Raw genomic sequence first — 17,876 nt, forward strand, 5'->3', positions numbered from 1 at the left:
GAAGTGGAGTGACGTTCGATGAGCAACCCGTACGTCCCGCTGCTCTTCCTCATGGGCATCGCCGCCGTGCTCGCCCTCGGCGGCGTCGGCTCGAGCGTGATCCTGGGTCCGAAGCGCTACAACCGCGCCAAGCTCGAGGCGTACGAGTGCGGCATCGAGCCCACGCCGCACGCCATCGGCGGCGGCCGGTTCCCGATCAAGTACTACCTGGTCGCGATGACCTTCATCATCTTCGACATCGAGGTGGTCTTCCTCTACCCGTGGGCCGTGAGCTTCGCGGACCTGGCCCTGTTCGGGCTGGTCGCGATGCTGGGCTTCCTGGTGATCATCACGGTGCCGTTCGTCTACGAGTGGAAGCGCGGCGGGTTCGAGTGGGACTGAACGCTTTCACGAAGGAGTGTTGAGATGGGCATCGAAGAGGCACCGTCCGGGTTCCTGCTCACCACGGTCGAGGACCTGGTCGGGTACTTCCGCAAGGCGTCGCTGTGGCCGGTCACCTTCGGCCTGGCCTGCTGCGCGATCGAGATGATGGCGGCCGGCGCCAGCCGGTTCGACATCTCGCGGTTCGGCATGGAGGTGTTCCGCGCGTCCCCGCGCCAGGCGGACCTCATGATCGTGGCCGGCCGGGTCAGCCAGAAGATGGCGCCCGTGGTCCGCCAGGTCTACGACCAGATGAGCGAGCCCAAGTGGGTCCTCTCCATGGGCGTCTGCGCCAGCTCGGGCGGCATGTTCAACAACTACGCGATCGTGCAGGGCGTCGACCACATCATCCCCGTCGACATCTACCTGCCCGGCTGCCCGCCGCGGCCCGAGATGCTCATCAACGCGATCCTCGCGCTGCACGAGCAGATCGAGAACGAGCCGCTCGGCGGCAACCGTAAGGCGGCAGCCGCCGCCGCAGAGGCCGCCGCACTGGCCGCGACGCCGACGTCGCAGATGACGGGGCTGCTGAAGTGACGGACTCGACAACGGACGCCGCGGACGCCGCGAAGCCCGGCGACGCGACGACGGCTGCGCAGTCCACCAGCGAGGCCGCGCTCGAGGCCGGCTCGCAGAACATCCCGGTCGAGGGGCGGCACCAGATCGAGGTGGTCGACGTCCGGCGCGGCATGTTCGGCGCCACCGGCTCGGGCGACACCTCCGGCTACGGCGGGCTGGTCACGGCCATCGCGCTGCCCGGCCCGAGCGAGCGGCCGTACGGCGGCTGGTTCGACGAGGTCGTCGACATCCTCGTCGAGGTGCTCGACGAGTCCGGCACCACGTACGCGGCGGCCGTCGAGTCCGTCGTCGTCGACCGCGAGGAGCTCACGCTGCACGTGGCGCGCGAGCACATCGTCGAGGTCGCCCAGGTGCTCCGGGACGACCAGGACCTGCGGTTCGAGCTCAGCCTCGGCGTCTCCGGCGTGCACTACCCGCACGACGCCGGCCGCGAGCTGCACGCCGTCTACCACCTGGTCTCGGTGACCCACTCGCGCCGGCTGCGGCTCGAGGTCGCGGTCCCGGACTCCGACCCGCACCTGCCGTCGACCGTCTCGGTGTACCCGGCCAACGACTGGCACGAGCGCGAGACGTTCGACTTCTTCGGGATGATCTTCGACGGTCACCCGGGTCTGGCCCGCATCGAGATGCCCGACGACTGGCCGGGCCACCCGCAGCGCAAGGACTACCCCCTCGGGGGCATCCCGGTCGAGTACAAGGGCGCCACCGTGCCGCCCCCGGACCAGCGGAGGTCGTACCGATGACCACCCAGACACCCCGTTCCACCGCGCACGTGGTGGACAGCGACACCGAGGGCGTCCCCTCCTTCGAGGCGTCCGGCGGCGACTGGTCCGAGATCGCCGAGGAGGCCGCCCGCCTCGGCGAGGAGCGGATCGTCGTCAACATGGGCCCGCAGCACCCGTCGACCCACGGCGTGCTCCGGCTCATGCTCGAGATCGACGGCGAGACGGTGACCGAGGCCCGCGCAGGCATCGGCTACCTGCACACCGGCATCGAGAAGAACATGGAGTTCCGCACCTGGACCCAGGGCGTGACCTTCTGCACGCGCATGGACTACGTGGCGCCGCTGTTCCAGGAGGCCGCGTACTGCCTGGCGGTCGAGAAGCTGCTGGGCATCACGGACGACGTGCCCGAGCGCGCCACGGTCATCCGCGTGCTGATGATGGAGCTCAACCGGATCACGTCGCACCTGGTCTGCCTGGCCACCGGCGGCAACGAGCTGGGCGCGACGACGATCATGACGGTGGGCTTCACAGCCCGCGAGGAGATCCTCAAGGTCTTCGAGCTGATCTCCGGCCTGCGCATGAACCACGCGTACATCCGGCCCGGCGGCGTCGCGCAGGACATCCCGCCCGGCGCGATCGACACCATCCGCGAGGCACTGGTGCTGGTCCGCGGGTACTTCAAGCAGCTCGAAGACCTCATGCTGGCCAACCCGATCCTGCACCTGCGCCTCAAGGACGTCGGCTACCTCGGCCTCTCCGGCTGCATGGCCCTGGGCATCACGGGCCCCGTGCTGCGGTCGGCGGGCCTGCCGTACGACGTGCGCAAGCACAACCCGTACTGCGGCTACGAGACGTACGACTTCGAGGTCCCCGTGGCGCAGTCGGCGGACTCGTGGGGGCGCCTCGTGCTGCGGCTCGAGGAGTGCTACCAGTCGATGCGGATCGTCGAGCAGACGCTCGACCGCCTGCAGAAGATCGGGCCCGGACCGGTCATGGTCGCCGACAAGAAGGTGGCCTGGCCTGCGCAGATGGCCATCGGCTCGGACGGCATGGGCAACTCGCTGGACCACATCCGGGAGATCATGGGCACCTCGATGGAGGCCCTGATCCACCACTTCAAGCTGGTCACCGAGGGTTTCCGCGTGCCGGCCGGCCAGGTGTTCCAGACGGTCGAGCACCCCCGCGGTGAGCTCGGCGTGCACCTGGTGTCCGACGGCGGGACGCGCCCGTACCGTGCGCACTTCCGCGACCCCAGCTTCAACAACCTGCAGGCCACGTCGATCATGTGCGAGGGCGGGCAGGTCGCCGACGTCGTCGTCGCCGTCGCGTCGCTCGACCCGGTGCTGGGAGGGGTGGACCGCTGATGTCGATCGAGACCGGCAGGACCCACAGGACGGCGTACGACGCCGAGACGCACGCGCGCCTCACGGCMGACTCCGACGTGATCGTCGCCCGCTACCCGCAGGCGCGCTCGGCGCTGCTGCCGATGCTGCACCTCGTCCAGGCGGAGGACGGCTACGTCAGCCCGCGCGGGATCGCGTTCTGCGCGCAGCACCTGGGCCTGACCACGGCCGAGGTGTCCGCGGTCGCCACGTTCTACACGCAGTACAAGCGGCACCCGAACGGCACGTACACGGTGGGTGTCTGCACGAACACGCTCTGCGCGATCATGGGCGGCGACGCCATCTGGGAGGACCTGTCGGACCACCTCGGGGTGGGGCACGACGAGACGACCGACGACGGCGCCATCACGCTCGAGCGCATCGAGTGCAACGCGGCCTGCGACTACGCGCCCGTCGTGATGGTCAACTGGGAGTTCTTCGACAACCAGACGCCCGACAGCGCCCGGCAGCTGGCCGACGACCTGTCGGCGGGCAAGCCCGTGGTCCCGACGCGCGGCGCGGCGAGCGTGTGCTCGTTCAAGGAGATGTCGCGCGTGCTCGCCGGATTCGGTGACGGGCGTGCCGACGAGGGCGTCGGCGCGGGTGTGCCGACGCTGCGCGGCCTCGCGCTGGCCCGCGCGGAGGGCTGGACCGCCCCGGAGTTCCCCGAGGGCACGGTCGCCGCCGCCGGCGGTACGCACGAGCCGAAGGTCGGCGGCGAGCAGTCGAGCGCCCAGCGCCCCGTCACGACCCCGGGTGACGTCTCGCCGGCCGGCGAGCAGAAGAAGCAGTCCTCCGACGACGCGAAGGAGTCGTGATGGCGACGACCCTCACCCCGGTGCTCACGGACACGTGGGACGCCGACCGCTCGTGGTCGCTCGCGTCGTACGAGGACGCCGGCGGCTACCGCGGGCTGCGCCGCGCGCTGGGCATGCAGGCGGGCGACGTCGTGACCATGGTGAAGGACTCGGGCCTGCGCGGACGCGGGGGCGCCGGCTTCCCGACCGGCATGAAGTGGGGCTTCCTGCCGGCGCCGGACGGAGGCCCGCGCTACCTCGTGGTCAACGCCGACGAGTCGGAGCCGGGCACCTGCAAGGACATCCCCCTGATGATGGCCAGCCCGCAGCACCTCATCGAGGGCATGATCATCACCAGCTACGCGATCGGCTGCCACCACGCGTTCCTCTACGTCCGCGGCGAGGTGCTGCACGTCTACCGGCGCCTGCTGAACGCGATCGAGGAGGCCCGGGCCGCCGGCTACCTCGGCACCGACATCCTGGGGTCCGGGTTCGACCTCGAGATCACCCTGCACGCCGGCGCCGGTGCGTACATCTGCGGCGAGGAGACGGCGCTGCTCGACTCGCTCGAGGGCCTGCGCGGCCAGCCCCGGCTCAAGCCGCCGTTCCCCGCCGTCGCCGGCCTGTACGCGCGCCCGACCGTGGTGAACAACGTCGAGTCGATCGCGTCGGTGCCCGGCATCGTCGTCGGCGGCTCGGACTGGTTCAAGTCCATGGGCACCGAGCGCTCCACCGGGCACGGCCTGTTCTCGCTGTCGGGCCACGTCACGCGGCCCGGGCAGTACGAGGCGCCGCTGGGCATCACCCTGCGCGAGCTGCTGGACATGGCGGGCGGCATCCGCGAGGGCCACGAGCTGAAGTTCTGGACGCCGGGCGGGTCGTCGACGCCGATCTTCACGGCCGAGCACCTCGACGTGCCGCTGGACTACGAGTCGGTGGGCGCCGCGGGCTCGATGCTGGGCACCCGCGCGCTGCAGATCTTCGACGAGACGACGTCGGTGGTCCGGGCCGTCACGCGGTGGACCGAGTTCTACAAGCACGAGTCCTGCGGCAAGTGCACGCCGTGCCGCGAGGGGACGTACTGGCTGGTGCAGGTGCTGCAGCGGATCGAGGCCGGGCAGGGCACGCTCGCCGACATCGACCTGCTGCTGGACCTGTGCGACAACATCCTCGGCAAGGCGTTCTGCGCCCTCGGCGACGGCGCGACGAGCCCGATCACCTCGGCCGTGCAGTACTTCCGCGACGAGTTCGTCGCGGGGACCCACACGCCCGCGGACGTGCTGTTCCCGCCCGAGCTCAGCTCGCTGTTCGCCTACACGCCGAAGCCCAGTCTCGTAGGGGTGCACGCATGACGATCCTGTCCTCCGGGCCGACGACGTCCCTGGTCCCCGCCGCCCCGGTGCCGCCGCCGGCCGAGCCCACCGACACGGTGGCGTTCACCGTCGACGGCATCGAGACCGTGGTGCCCAAGGGCACGCTCGTCATCCGCGCCGCCGAGCAGCTGGGCATCCAGATCCCGCGGTTCTGCGACCACCCTCTGCTCGCCCCGGCCGGCGCCTGCCGCCAGTGCCTGGTCGAGGTCTGGGCGCCGGGCCGCGACGGCAAGCTGGCCAAGATGCCGAAGCCGCAGGCCAGCTGCACGCTCGAGGCCACGCCGGGCATGCAGGTCAAGACGCAGCACACGTCGCCGGAAGCCGACAAGGCCCAGCACGGCGTCATGGAGCTGCTGCTGGTCAACCACCCGCTCGACTGCCCCGTGTGCGACAAGGGCGGCGAGTGCCCCCTGCAGAACCAGGCGATGAGCAACGGCCGCGCGAGCACGCGGTTCGTCGACGTCAAGCGCACGTTCCCCAAGCCGATCGCCATCTCGACGCAGATCCTGCTCGACCGGGAGCGCTGCATCCTGTGCCAGCGCTGCACGCGGTTCTCCGAGGAGATCGCGGGCGACGTCTTCATCGACCTGCAGAAGCGTGGCGCCAACCAGCAGATCGGCACGTTCGACACGACCGTGCTCGGCTTCGCGGGCGAGGCCCCGCTGGGCGCCGCCGCGGAGGACGCCTCCGGGCGACCGTTCGCGTCCTACTTCTCCGGCAACACGGTGCAGATCTGCCCCGTCGGCGCCCTGACCAGCGCGGCGTACCGGTTCCGGTCGCGCCCGTTCGACCTGGTCTCCACGCCCGGCGTCGGCGAGCACGACTCGCAGGGGTCTGCCCTCCGCATCGACCACCGCCGCGGCGTCGTGCTGCGCCGGCTGGCGGGCGAGGACCCGGTGGTCAACCAGGAGTGGATCACCGACAAGGACCGCTTCGCCTTCACCTGGCAGTCCGCGCCGGACCGCATCACGACGCCGCTGGTCCGCAACGCCGACGGCGAGCTCGAGCCGGCCAGCTGGGTCGAGGCGCTCGACGTCGCCGCGGCCGGACTGCGTGCCGCGCAGCAGCCCGACGACCCGCGCGACACCGCGATCGGCGTCGCCGTCCTGCCCGGCGGCCGCCTCACGCTGGAGGACGCCTACGCGTACGGCAAGTTCGCGCGCGTCGCGCTCGGCACCAACGACGTCGACGGCCGCGCCCGCCCGCACTCGGCGGAGGAGGAGACCTTCCTCGGCCACCACGTCGCCGGCCGCACCCTCGAGGTGACGTTCGCCGACCTCGACCGCGCACCGGCCGTGCTGCTCGTCGGGCTCGAGGTCGAGGAGGAGGCGGGCATCGCCTTCCTGCGGCTGCGCGACTCCGTCGTCGCCCGCAAGACCCGCGTGCTGTCGGTAGCCGCGCTCGAGAGCCGCGGTCTCCAGCGGCTGTCGGGCACGCTGCTGCCGGCGGCCCCCGGCACCGAGGCCGAGATCCTCGACGGGATCGGGGTCGACGACGACCTCGCCGACGCCGCGGACCTGCTCGGCGCCGACGGCTCGCTCATCCTCGTCGGGGAGCGACTGGCGGGCGTGCCCGGCGGGTTCTCCGCGGCCGTCCGGCTTGCCCGGCGCACCGGCGCCCGGCTCGCCTGGGTCCCGCGGCGCGTGGGGGAGCGGTCCGCCGTCGAGGCCGGCCTGCTGCCGTCCTTGCTGCCCGGCGGCCGCCCGGTCGCCGACTCCGCCGCCCGCGTCGACCTCGCCGCGGCCTGGGGCGTCGAGCACCTGCCGTCCGAGCCCGGACGCTCGACCACCGAGATCCTCGCCGCCGCGCGCGCCGGGCGCCTCGGCGGCCTGGTCGTGGGCGGTCTCGAGCCGGCCGACCTGCCCGACCCGGCGATCGCCCGCGAGGCGCTCGACCGCGTCACGTTCCTGGTCTCGCTCGAGGTCCGGCAGTCCGAGGTGACCGAGCGGGCGGACGTCGTGCTTCCCGTCGCGCCGCCGACCGAGAAGTCCGGCACCTTCGTCACGTGGGAGGGGCGCCCGCGCCCGTTCCCGCAGGCACTCGTCTCGCACGCCCTGGCCGACCACCGCGTGCTGGACCGGCTGGCCGACGCCCTCGGTGTCGAGCTCGGGCTGCAGACGCTCGACGCGGTGCACGCCGAGCTCGACCAGCTGGGCGGCTGGGACGGCGCCCGCGTGGACGCGCCCGACGTGGCGGCCACCGAGCCGCCCGCCGTCGCGCCCGGCACGGCCGTGCTGGCCACCTGGCACCAGCTGCTCGACGGCGGACGCCTGCAGTCGGGCGAGCCGTACCTCGCCGGCACCGCGAAGCGCGCCGTCGCCCGCATCTCCGCGGGCACCGCGACGGCCGTCGGCGTGTCGGACGGCGGCACCATCGGTGTGTCGACGGACGCGGGCACGATCGTCCTGCCCGTCGTCGTCACGGACATGCCGGACCACGTCGTCTGGGTGCCGACGAACGCCGCGGGGCTCGGCATCCGCGACGCCCTGCACGCGGACGCCGGTGACATCGTCCGGCTGGCGCCCGCCGGGCGGCACCTGCAGACCGAGGAGGCGCGCGCATGAGGATCATCACCGACGCCGTCGCCCCCGTCACCGCCGACTTCAGCCAGGACACGTGGTGGATCTGGCTGATCAAGGCCGTCGCCATCGTCGTCTTCCTGCTGACCAGCGTGCTCATCGCGATCTGGTTCGAGCGCAAGGTCGTCGCCCGCATGCAGGTGCGGCCCGGGCCCAACGTGCACGGCCCGTTCGGCCTGCTGCAGTCGCTCGCCGACGCCATGAAGCTCCTGGTCAAGGAGGACATGACGGTCAAGGCGGCCGACAAGCTCGTCTACATCGTCGCGCCGATGATCGCGGTCTTCTGCTCGCTGCTCGTGTTCGCCGTCATCCCGTTCGGCCCGGAGGTCGACCTGTTCGGCGTCCTCACGCCGCTGCAGCTCACCGACTTCCCGGTGGCCGTGCTCTACATCCTCGCGTGCGCGTCGGTCGGGGTGTACGGCATCGTGCTCGGCGGCTGGTCCTCCGGGTCCACGTACCCGCTGTTGGGCTCGGTCCGCTCGACCGCCCAGGTCATCAGCTACGAGCTCGCCATGGGGCTGTCGCTGGTCAGCGTGTTCATCCTCGCCGGGTCGATGTCGACGTCGGGGATCGTCACGTCGCAGACCCAGGTCTGGTGGTTCCTGCCGCTGCTGCCCGCGTTCCTCATCTACCTCGTCTCCATGGTCGGGGAGACCAACCGCCTGCCGTTCGACCTCCCCGAGGCCGAGGGCGAGCTCGTGTCCGGGTACATGACCGAGTACTCGTCGATGAAGTTCGCGTGGTTCTTCCTTGCCGAGTACATCAACATGCTCAACGTCTCGGCCGTGGCCACCACGCTGTTCCTCGGCGGCTGGCGCGCTCCGTGGCCCATCTCGGCGATCAACGACGGGATGTTCAACCACGGCTGGTGGCCGGTGCTCTGGTTCCTGGCCAAGCTGTGGTTCTTCATGTTCGTGTTCGTCTGGATCCGCGGCTCGGTGCTGCGGTTCCGGTACGACCAGTTCATGAAGATCGGCTGGAAGGTGCTCATCCCCGCGGCGCTCGTCTGGGTGGTCTGCGTGGGTGCGGTGCAGGGCGTGCGGCAGTTCTCCGGCCTCGACCTGCGCTCCGTGCTGTTCGTGCTCGCCGGCATCGTCGTGGTCGGCCTCGTCGTCTCGTTCCTCATCCCCGAGAAGAAGACGCCGCCCGGACCGACGAGGCCACCCGGGCCACAGGTCTACGACCCGTACGCCGGCGGCTACCCCGTTCCGCCGCTGCCCGGACAGGTTCTCCCGCCGTCGCCGCGCAAGCAGCGCGCCGCCGCGAACGCCGCGGCTGCCGCCGACGCCGAGAAGCAGACGACCCCTCAGGAGGTGCACGGTGGTTGAGCCCCGCAAGCCCGACCCCCAGGGCAAGGGCGTGCCGGCCCGCAAGCCTGCGACGCCGACCGGGAAGCCGGTCCGCAAGCCCGCGCCGGCGACCGGCAAGCCCGCCGGCAAGGCCGTCGCCCCGCGCAAGCCCGCGGGGGAGGTCGCCGCGGTCGAGCCCGCCGGCTACACCTCGCTCGTCGAGCCGCGCGGACCTCTCGCGGAGCTCTTCGCACCGGTCGGCGGGTTCGGCGTGACGCTGTCGAACATGTTCCGGCCGACCGTCACCGAGCAGTACCCGTCGGAGAAGGTCCCCGCCAAGCCCCGGTACCACGGCCGTCACCAGCTCAACCGGTACGCGGACGGGCTCGAGAAGTGCATCGGCTGCGAGCTGTGCGCCTGGGCCTGCCCGGCGGACGCCATCTACGTCGAGGGCGCGGACAACACGCCGGACAACCAGCGCTCGCCGGGGGAGCGGTACGGCAGCGTCTACCAGATCAACTATCTGCGCTGCATCTTCTGCGGCCTGTGCATCGAGGCGTGCCCGACGCGCGCCCTGACCATGACCAACGAGTACGAGCTGGCCGGTCCGACCCGCGCGGGGATGATCTGGGAGAAGCAGGACCTGCTGGCCCCCCTGCGCAGCGGGATGCTGCAGGCGCCGCACCCCATGGTCGAGGGCACCACGGACACCGACTACTACCGCGGCGAGGTCACGGGCTCCACGCCCGCGCAGGTCGCGTGGGTCAAGGAGCACCGCCCGGACGACCCGACGCTGCCCGGCGGCGAGGGTGTCGACGCCGCCAACGTGCCCGGCCCGACGGCGGCGGTCATGGCCGCGACCGTGGCGGCCGCGACGAAGCAGGGCACCCGATGAGCGCGCTCGCCACGACGCTGCTCGAGTCGGGGGAGACCACGACGGCCGAGGCGGTGCTGTTCTGGACCCTCGGCCCGATCATGGTGCTCGCCGCGCTCGGGCTGCTGTTCGCGAAGAAGGCCGTGCACGCGGCCCTCGCCGTGGTCGTCGTGATGATCTCGCTGGCGTTCCTCTACGTCGCGCAGGACGCGGTGTTCCTCGGGGTGGTCCAGGTGGTCGTCTACACCGGCGCCGTGATGATGCTCTTCCTCTTCGTGCTCATGCTCGTCGGCGTCGACTCCTCGGACTCGCTGGTGGAGACCATCCGCGGGCAGCGCTGGATCGGCCTGCTGGCCGGCATCGGCCTGGGCGTGGTGCTGGTCGGCGTGGTCGGCCGCGCGACCTACGGCAAGGTGTTCGGGCTGGCGGGCGAGCTGTCGACCAACAACCCCACCGGCGTCGCGCACATCATCTTCGGCCAGTACGTGTTCGCCTTCGAGGTGGTCGGTGCCCTGCTGGTGACGGCGGCCCTCGGCGCGCTGGTGCTCACGCACCGTCAGCGGCTGACGCCGCGCGTCGGGCAGAAGGAGCGGGCCGACGCGCGCGTCGCGGCGGGCGCCATCCTCACCCCGCTGCCGGCCCCGGGCGTCTACGCCCGGCACAACGCCATGGACGTCCCGGCGCTCGGCCCGGACGGGCAGCCGCTGGAGATCTCCGTGCCGCGAGTGCTGCGCATCCGCGGCCAGGAGGCCGACGCGGAGGAGTTCGCCGCCCGCACCGAGCGCGTGCTTGCGGGCGCAGCGTCCGTCCGCGGCGGTACGGGCACACCTCCTCCGGCGGCGGACCCGGGTGGGTCCGTCGGCGCGACCAGCCTGGAGGCGGCGGTCAGCGACACCGGCCAGGACGGGCCGTCCACCGGTCCCGCCGGCGCCATCGGACAGGAGGAGGGCAAGTGAGCCTGACCCACTACCTGGTGCTGGCGGCGATCCTGTTCTCCATCGGCGCGACGACCGTCCTGCTGCGGCGCAACGCGATCATCGTGTTCATGGGCGTCGAGCTCATGCTCAACGCGTCCAACCTCTCGCTCGTCACGTTCTCCCGCATCCACGGCAACCTCACGGGTCAGGTCATGGCGTTCTTCGTCATGGTCGTGGCCGCCGCCGAGGTCGTCGTCGGGCTGGCGATCATCGTCGCCATCTTCCGCACCCGACGCTCGGCCTCGGTCGACGACATCAACCTGTTGAAGAGCTGAGGGGCCGGGACGTGCACACCCTGACAACTCTCGTGGCGAGCCTGCCCACGGACTCGATCACGCCGGCGACCACCACCGTGCGCGCCGGGGTCCTGCTGGTCGCCCCGCTGCTCGTCGGGCTCCCGCTGCTCAGTGCGGCGGTGCTGCTCCTGACCGGCCGCCGGTCGGACCGGTGGGGCCACTGGCTCGGCGTGCTGGCCTCGGCCGCCGCGTTCGTCGTCGCCGCCATCGTGTTCGTCGCGATGCTCCAGCGGCCCGAGGACTCGCGCGTGACGGACGTCCACCTGGGCACCTGGATCAACGCCGGGGCGTTCCAGGTCGACGCGGGCATGCGGCTCGACCCGCTCTCGCTGACGTTCGTGCTGCTGGTGACGTTCGTCGGCACCCTGATCCACATCTACGCCGTCGCGTACATGGCGCACGACGCCGACCGGCGGCGGTTCTTCGCGTACCTGAACCTGTTCGTCGCCGCGATGCTCATCCTCGTGCTGGCCGACAGCTACCTGCTGCTGTTCGTCGGCTGGGAGGGCGTCGGTCTCGCGTCGTACCTGCTCATCGGGTTCTGGAACCACAACACCGAGTACGCGGTCGCGGCCAAGAAGGCGTTCGTCGCCAACCGCATCGGCGACCTCGGCCTGATCATCGCGCTGGGCCTCATGTTCTCGGCGTTCGGCGCCGTCGACTTCGGCACCGTCCTCAGCGGAGTCGACGGCAGCATCAGCCAGGGCACGGCCACCGCGATCGGGCTCATGCTGCTGCTCGCCGCCTGCGGCAAGTCGGCGCAGTTCCCGCTGCAGTCCTGGCTCGGCGACGCCATGGCCGGCCCGACGCCGGTGTCCGCGCTCATCCACGCCGCGACCATGGTCACCGCCGGCGTCTACCTCATCGTGCGGTCGGCGCCGCTGTTCGACGCGGCGCCCACGGCCCAGCTGGTCGTGGTGATCGTCGGCGCGATCACGCTGCTGTTCGGGGCGATCGTCGGTTGCGCGAAGGACGACATCAAGAAGGCGCTGGCCGCCTCGACCATGTCGCAGATCGGCTACATGATCCTGGCCGCGGGCCTGGGGCCGGTCGGATACGCGTTCGCGATCTTCCACCTGCTCACGCACGGTTTCTTCAAGGCCGGGATGTTCCTCGGCGCCGGCTCGGTCATGCACGGCATGGACGACCAGGTGAACATGCGGCGCTTCGGTGGCCTCGCGCGGTACATGACGATCACGTGGCTCACGTTCATGGCCGGCTGGCTCGCCATCATCGGCATCCCGCCGTTCTCGGGGTTCTTCAGCAAGGACAAGATCATCGAGGCGGCGTTCGTGCCGGTCGACGGGTCGCCGTGGCGCGCGTGGGTCTTCGGCGGCATCACCATGCTGGCGGCCGGGATCACGGCGTTCTACATGTCGCGGCTGTTCTTCATGACGTTCGAGGGGGAGCGTCGCTGGTCCACCAAGCGCGACGGCAGCGCGCAGCACCCCCACGAGTCCCCGAAGCTCATGACGTGGCCGATGATCGTGCTGGCCGTCGGCTCGGTGGGGCTCGGGTTCTTCCTGAACATGGGCGACCGGTTCGTCGACTGGCTCGCACCGGTCCTCGGGGAGCCCGAGCACCACGAGCCGGTGCTGCCCGTCTGGGTGCTGACCGTCCTCACGCTCGGGCTCGTGCTCGTCGGCGTGGTCATCGCCTGGCGCCGGTACGCCATCTCGCACGTCCCCGTCGTCCCGCCCCTCGGCACGTCGCTCACCCGGGCGGCCCGCGTCGACCTCTACCAGGACACGGTCAACGACGTCGTGCTGGTCGAGCCCGGTCAGGCGCTCACGCGCTCGCTGGTGTACGCGGACCGCACCGTCATCGACGGCACCGTGACGGGCGTCGGGCTGTCCACGGTCCTGTTCGGCGGCTTCGTGCGCCGGCTGCAGACCGGGTTCGTCCGCTCGTACGCCGCGTCGATGCTGCTCGGGCTCGTCGTCCTCGTCGTCGTCGTCCTGGTCATCCAGAACTGAGGAGTGCACCCACCGATGTCGTCCTCCTTCCCCTGGCTGACCGCCCTCATCGTCGTGCCCCTCCTGGGCGCGGTGGCGCTGTGGGTGCTCCCTGCCAACCGCACGCGGGCCGTCGCGCTCGGCGTGACGCTGCTCGAGCTGGTCCTCGGCGTCCTGGCGCTGACCGCGTTCGACGTGGCCGACGCCGGCACCGTCCAGCTCACCGAGGTCCACGGCTGGATCCCCGCCTTCGGGGTGTCCTACGCGGTCGGCGTCGACGGCGTCGGGCTCTCGCTCGTGCTCATGTCGGTGCTGATCGTGCCGCTCGTCGTGCTTGCCGCCTGGCGTGAGCAGGGCAGCCTCACGGTCGCCACCGAGAACCTGCGGCGCTACCTCGCCCTCGTGCTCCTGCTCGAGGCGTTCATCGTCGCCGTGTTCTCGGCGCGGGACGTGTTCTTCTTCTACGTCCTGTTCGAGGCCATGCTCCTGCCGGTCTACTTCATGATCGGCATGTTCGGCGGGGCCCAGCGCCGGTACGCGGCCGTGAAGTTCCTGCTCTACTCGCTGACCGGCGGGCTCATCATGCTCGTCGCCGTCATCGCCCTGTACCTGCAGGGACCGGGCGGGCCGCAGGGCTTCCTCACGGACAACCTCACCGGGCTGACGCTCTCGTCGACCACCGAGAAGCTCATGTTCTGCGCGTTCTTCCTGGCGTTCGCCATCAAGGCGCCCATGTTCCCCGTGCACACCTGGCTGCCCGACGCCGCGCAGCAGGCACCCGCCGGGACGTCGACGCTGCTGGTCGGCGTGCTCGACAAGGTGGGCACCTTCGGGATGCTCACGCTCTGCCTGCCGCTGTTCCCGGCCGCCTCGCGCTGGGCCGCGCCCGTCATCATCGTGCTCGCCGTGGTCTCGATCCTGTACGGGGCGCTGCTCGCGATCGGGCAGAAGGACCTCATGCGGCTCATCGCCTACACGTCGGTGTCCCACTTCGGGTTCATCGTGCTCGGCATCTTCGCGTTCACGTCGACGTCGATCGCCGGATCGTCGTTCTACATGGTCAACCACGGGCTCTCCACCGCCGCGCTGTTCCTCATCGCCGGCTTCCTGGTTGCCCGGCGCGGCTCGCAGCAGATCGCCGACTTCGGCGGGCTGCAGAAGGTCGTGCCGGTCATGGCGGGCACGTTCCTGGTCGCCGGGCTCTCCGCCCTGGCGCTGCCCGGCCTGTCGACCTTCGTGAGCGAGTTCCTGGTGCTGGTCGGCACCTTCGCGCGGCACCCGGCTGCGTCGATCGTCGCGAGCCTCGGCGTGGTCCTGGCCGCGGTCTACGTGCTGTGGACCTACCAGCGCGTCTTCACGGGGCCCGTCCGGCCCGAGCTCGCGGACATGAAGGACCTGGTGTCCCGCGAGCGGTGGGTCGTCGCGCCGCTGCTCGGCCTCATGGTCGTCTTCGGGTTCGTCCCCGGGCCGGCGCTCGACCTGGTCCGCCCGCCCGCGACCGTCACGCTGGACCAGGTGGGCGTGCAGGACGTGCCCGTGGCCGCCACCTCGCACATCACTGACGACGAAGGGAGCGACCAGTGACCGACTTCACCGCACCCACCGTCGACTGGGCGGCACTGAGCCCGGTCGTCATCGTGCTGCTCGCCGCGGTCGTCGGCGTGCTCGTCGAGGCCTTCGTGCCCGCCCGCCTGCGCCGCACCGTGCAGCTGGGCCTCGCGCTCGTCGCCCTGTTCGGCGCCATCGTCGCGGTCGCCGCCCTGTGGAGCGGCGTCGAGAAGACGGGCGGCACGGTCGTGCTCGGCGGCTCGCTGCTGGTCGACGGGCCGACGCTGGTCCTGCAGGCCACCATCGCGCTGCTGGCCCTGCTCGCCCTGCTCATCGTCGCGGACCGCACCGAGACGGGGGAGGACGCCTTCGCGCCCAACGCCGCCGCGGTGCCTGGATCGGACTACGAGGAGCTCGCGCGCCGCAAGGGCGTGCAGCAGACGGAGATCTACCCGCTGCTGCTGTTCGCCACGGGAGGGATGCTCATCTTCCCCGCGGCGGGCGACTTCCTCACGCTGTTCGTCGCGCTCGAGGTGCTGTCCCTGCCGCTGTACCTGCTCACCGGCATGGCTCGTCGACGTCGCCTGCTCTCGCAGGAGGCGTCGATGAAGTACTTCCTCCTCGGCGCGTTCTCCTCGGCGCTGCTGCTCTTCGGCATCGTGCTGCTCTACGGCTACTCCGGCTCGCTGCGTTACTCCGACATCGCGAAGATGACGCAGAACCCGACCGGCCTCGACAGCCTGCTGCTCGTGGGCGCGGTGCTGGTTCTCTCGGGCCTGCTGTTCAAGGTGGGCGCCGTGCCGTTCCACACGTGGACGCCCGACGTGTACCAGGGCGCGCCGACGCCGATCACCGGATTCATGGCCGCGTGCACCAAGGTCGCGGCGTTCGGCGCCCTGCTGCGCGTGGTCTACACCGTGGTGCCCGGCCTGCACTGGGACCTCGGCGTGGTGCTGTGGACGGTCGCCATCCTCACCATGGTCGTCGGCACGGTGGCCGCCCTCGTGCAGACCGACATGAAGCGCGTGCTCGGGTACTCGTCGATCGCGCACGCCGGGTTCATCCTCACCGGCATCATCGCCCTCAACCAGGCCGGCATCGTCGCCGTGCTGTTCTACCTGCTCGTCTACGGCGCCGCGACGGTGGGAGCCTTCGGGATCGTCTGGCTCGTGCGCGAGCGCTCGGGCGAGGACGGCCCGATCCTCGGGGAAGCCACGCACCTGTCCCAGTGGGCGGGGCTGGGCCGCACCCACCCGCTGCTCGCGCTGACCTTCGCGCTGTTCCTGCTGTCGTTCGCGGGCATCCCGCTCACCGCCGGGTTCGCCGGGAAGTTCTCCGTGTTCTCCGCAGCCGTCGAGGGCGGCGCCTGGCCGCTCGCGCTCATCGGCGTGCTCGCGTCCTCGGTGGCGGTGTTCTTCTACGTGCGGATCATCGTGCTGATGTTCTTCACGCAGCCCGCGGGGGCCGACGACGAGTCCACGGAGGTGGCCGCACTGGCCCCCTCGGCCGAGGGCTTCGCGCTGGTCGGCGACGCGGCGGTCGCGGTCGAGGCCGTTCCCGTCGTGGACACGCGCGCGGCGGTCACCACCACCGTCGTGGGCACGGAGGGCTTCGCCGTGGTGGCGATCGCCGTCTGCGCCCTGATCACCATCGGCCTCGGTGTCGCCCCGTCGGGCGTGCTCGACCTCATCGGCAACGTCGCGACGTTCCTGCCGTGACGCCAGCCTGTCCGGCGGGATCGTCGCGCCGGGATAGGTTCGTGCCGTGACTTCGATGACGGCCTTCCCGCTGGCCGATGCAGACCTGGCCGACCGGTTGGCCGTGCGGCTCGCGCTGGTCGAGGAGCGCCTCCGGGACGCCGTGACCAACGTGGACCCGCTGGCCGACGACGCCTCGCGCCACCTGGTCAACGCCGGCGGCAAGCGGCTGCGGCCGCTGCTGACGCTGCTCGCCGCCGAGCTGGGCGACGGCTCGCGCCGCGAGGTGGTCGACGCCGCTGTCGTCGTCGAGCTCACCCACCTGGCCACGCTGTACCACGACGACGTGATGGACTCCGCGCCGCTGCGTCGCGGTGCCCCGGCGGCGCACGAGGTCTGGGGCAACTCCGTCGCCATCCTGACCGGCGACCTGCTGTTCGCCCGCGCGTCCGCCACGGTGGCCGGGCTCGGGCCTGACGCCGTCCGCATCCAGGCCGCCACGTTCGAGCGGCTCTGCCTCGGGCAGCTGCACGAGACCGTGGGCCCGCGGCCGGAGGACGACCGGGTCGCTCACTACCTGCAGGTGCTCGCCGACAAGACCGCCTCGCTGATCGCGACCTCCGCCCGGTTCGGGGCGATGTTCGCCGGGTGCGCCGCGGACGTCGTCGCGGTGGTCACCGGCTTCGGCGAGAAGATCGGCGTCGCCTTCCAGCTCGCCGACGACGTCATCGACCTCACCTCGGACGGCGACGTCACCGGCAAGACGCCCGGCACCGACCTGCGGGAGCGCGTGCCCACGATGCCCGCCCTGCTGCTGCGCGCCCGGGCGGCCGGCCCGCACGCCACCGACGCGGACCGCCACCTGGTCGCGCTGCTCGACGGCGACCTGTCCTCCGACGCCGACCTGGCGGCCGCCGTCGTCGCCCTCCGGGTGCACCCCGTGGTCGACGAGACGCGCGCGCGAGCCGTCGCGCTCGCGCAGGCCGCGGTGCGCGAGCTCGACCCGCTGCCCGCCGGACCGGTGAAGGACGCGCTGATCGCCTTCGCGGACGCCCTGGTGGACCGCGCGTCCTGATGGCCCCGACGTTCGGGTGAACACCCCTGCTCGCGCGGATCGGCTCGTGGCACCATGTCGGCGCGGGCCCGCACGGGGCACGCGACCCGGAGGTCCGCAGTGAGCACAGCAACGCACGAGTCGACCTGCCGCACGTGTGGTGCGGTGCTCGAGCCGGGCGCCGTGTTCTGCGCGGAGTGCGGTGCGCGCGTCGACGCCGCGCAGCCCGTCGTGCCGTCCCCGTACAGCGTCCCGACGCCCGCGGTCCGGCCGGCCCCGCCCGTCGGTGGTGTAGTTCGGCGGCGGCGCGCCGACGAGCCCAGAACGGACG

At 71.5% G+C, this 17,876-nt stretch carries 16 protein-coding genes; all 16 read left to right on the top strand.

Features of this window, described 5'->3' with window-relative positions:
• Positions 1–18: 18 nt before the first annotated feature.
• Positions 19–381, top strand: a complete 363-nt coding sequence (locus tag AC1DQC_RS09475) for an NADH-quinone oxidoreductase subunit A (RefSeq protein WP_477050982.1) — start codon at positions 19–21, stop codon at positions 379–381.
• Positions 382–405: 24 nt separating this feature from the next.
• Positions 406–957 (top strand): NuoB/complex I 20 kDa subunit family protein, encoded by a 552-nt coding sequence (locus tag AC1DQC_RS09480; protein WP_421743496.1) that lies wholly within the window; start codon positions 406–408, stop codon positions 955–957.
• Positions 954–1,742 carry an NADH-quinone oxidoreductase subunit C gene (locus AC1DQC_RS09485; protein WP_477050983.1) on the top strand — a complete coding sequence of 263 codons (789 nt, stop codon included), beginning with the start codon at positions 954–956 and terminating at the stop codon, positions 1,740–1,742. Before AC1DQC_RS09480 ends, AC1DQC_RS09485 begins: the two co-directional genes overlap by 4 nt.
• Positions 1,739–3,088 (top strand): NADH-quinone oxidoreductase subunit D, encoded by a 1,350-nt coding sequence (locus tag AC1DQC_RS09490; RefSeq protein WP_477050984.1) that lies wholly within the window; start codon positions 1,739–1,741, stop codon positions 3,086–3,088. The genes AC1DQC_RS09485 and AC1DQC_RS09490 overlap by 4 nt, the downstream gene beginning before the upstream one ends.
• Positions 3,088–3,924, top strand: coding sequence for an NADH-quinone oxidoreductase subunit NuoE (nuoE, locus tag AC1DQC_RS09495; protein ID WP_477050985.1), 837 nt, complete (start codon positions 3,088–3,090; stop codon positions 3,922–3,924). The genes AC1DQC_RS09490 and nuoE overlap by 1 nt, the downstream gene beginning before the upstream one ends.
• Entirely contained in the window at positions 3,924–5,255 is a 1,332-nt protein-coding gene (nuoF, locus tag AC1DQC_RS09500; RefSeq protein WP_477050986.1) for an NADH-quinone oxidoreductase subunit NuoF, read from the top strand. Before nuoE ends, nuoF begins: the two co-directional genes overlap by 1 nt.
• Positions 5,252–7,840 carry an NADH-quinone oxidoreductase subunit G gene (locus AC1DQC_RS09505; protein ID WP_477050987.1) on the top strand — a complete coding sequence of 863 codons (2,589 nt, stop codon included), beginning with the start codon at positions 5,252–5,254 and terminating at the stop codon, positions 7,838–7,840. The genes nuoF and AC1DQC_RS09505 overlap by 4 nt, the downstream gene beginning before the upstream one ends.
• Positions 7,837–9,183 carry an NADH-quinone oxidoreductase subunit NuoH gene (gene nuoH / locus AC1DQC_RS09510; protein ID WP_477050988.1) on the top strand — a complete coding sequence of 449 codons (1,347 nt, stop codon included), beginning with the start codon at positions 7,837–7,839 and terminating at the stop codon, positions 9,181–9,183. Before AC1DQC_RS09505 ends, nuoH begins: the two co-directional genes overlap by 4 nt.
• Positions 9,176–10,039 carry an NADH-quinone oxidoreductase subunit NuoI gene (gene nuoI, locus AC1DQC_RS09515; protein WP_477050989.1) on the top strand — a complete coding sequence of 288 codons (864 nt, stop codon included), beginning with the start codon at positions 9,176–9,178 and terminating at the stop codon, positions 10,037–10,039. Before nuoH ends, nuoI begins: the two co-directional genes overlap by 8 nt.
• Positions 10,036–10,974 carry an NADH-quinone oxidoreductase subunit J gene (locus AC1DQC_RS09520; RefSeq protein WP_477050990.1) on the top strand — a complete coding sequence of 313 codons (939 nt, stop codon included), beginning with the start codon at positions 10,036–10,038 and terminating at the stop codon, positions 10,972–10,974. Before nuoI ends, AC1DQC_RS09520 begins: the two co-directional genes overlap by 4 nt.
• Positions 10,971–11,270, top strand: coding sequence for an NADH-quinone oxidoreductase subunit NuoK (gene nuoK, locus AC1DQC_RS09525; protein ID WP_477050991.1), 300 nt, complete (start codon positions 10,971–10,973; stop codon positions 11,268–11,270). The genes AC1DQC_RS09520 and nuoK overlap by 4 nt, the downstream gene beginning before the upstream one ends.
• Before the next feature lie 11 nt (positions 11,271–11,281).
• Entirely contained in the window at positions 11,282–13,267 is a 1,986-nt protein-coding gene (gene nuoL / locus AC1DQC_RS09530; protein ID WP_477050992.1) for an NADH-quinone oxidoreductase subunit L, read from the top strand.
• Positions 13,268–13,282: 15 nt separating this feature from the next.
• Positions 13,283–14,830 (top strand): NADH-quinone oxidoreductase subunit M, encoded by a 1,548-nt coding sequence (locus tag AC1DQC_RS09535; RefSeq protein WP_477050993.1) that lies wholly within the window; start codon positions 13,283–13,285, stop codon positions 14,828–14,830.
• On the top strand, positions 14,827–16,512 hold the full coding sequence (gene nuoN, locus AC1DQC_RS09540) for an NADH-quinone oxidoreductase subunit NuoN (protein ID WP_477050994.1): 1,686 nt from the start codon (positions 14,827–14,829) through the stop codon (positions 16,510–16,512). Before AC1DQC_RS09535 ends, nuoN begins: the two co-directional genes overlap by 4 nt.
• A 55-nt stretch (positions 16,513–16,567) precedes the next feature.
• Positions 16,568–17,566, top strand: a complete 999-nt coding sequence (locus tag AC1DQC_RS09545; RefSeq protein ID WP_477050999.1) for a polyprenyl synthetase family protein — start codon at positions 16,568–16,570, stop codon at positions 17,564–17,566.
• 54 nt (positions 17,567–17,620) lie between these two features.
• Positions 17,621–17,876 (top strand): zinc ribbon domain-containing protein (locus tag AC1DQC_RS09550; RefSeq protein WP_477050995.1); only part of this gene is annotated, 256 nt, incomplete at its 3' end.

This window comes from Cellulomonas sp. P4_H12, from assembly GCF_056400905.1.

Coding starts and splice junctions, on each gene's coding strand:
- AC1DQC_RS09475 (WP_477050982.1), top strand. CDS start 19: ATGAGCAACCCGTACGTCCCGCTGCTCTTCCTCATGGGCATCGCCGCC.
- AC1DQC_RS09480 (WP_421743496.1), top strand. CDS start 406: ATGGGCATCGAAGAGGCACCGTCCGGGTTCCTGCTCACCACGGTCGAG.
- AC1DQC_RS09490 (WP_477050984.1), top strand. CDS start 1,739: ATGACCACCCAGACACCCCGTTCCACCGCGCACGTGGTGGACAGCGAC.
- nuoF (WP_477050986.1), top strand. CDS start 3,924: ATGGCGACGACCCTCACCCCGGTGCTCACGGACACGTGGGACGCCGAC.
- AC1DQC_RS09505 (WP_477050987.1), top strand. CDS start 5,252: ATGACGATCCTGTCCTCCGGGCCGACGACGTCCCTGGTCCCCGCCGCC.
- nuoH (WP_477050988.1), top strand. CDS start 7,837: ATGAGGATCATCACCGACGCCGTCGCCCCCGTCACCGCCGACTTCAGC.
- AC1DQC_RS09520 (WP_477050990.1), top strand. CDS start 10,036: ATGAGCGCGCTCGCCACGACGCTGCTCGAGTCGGGGGAGACCACGACG.
- AC1DQC_RS09535 (WP_477050993.1), top strand. CDS start 13,283: ATGTCGTCCTCCTTCCCCTGGCTGACCGCCCTCATCGTCGTGCCCCTC.
- AC1DQC_RS09545 (WP_477050999.1), top strand. CDS start 16,568: ATGACGGCCTTCCCGCTGGCCGATGCAGACCTGGCCGACCGGTTGGCC.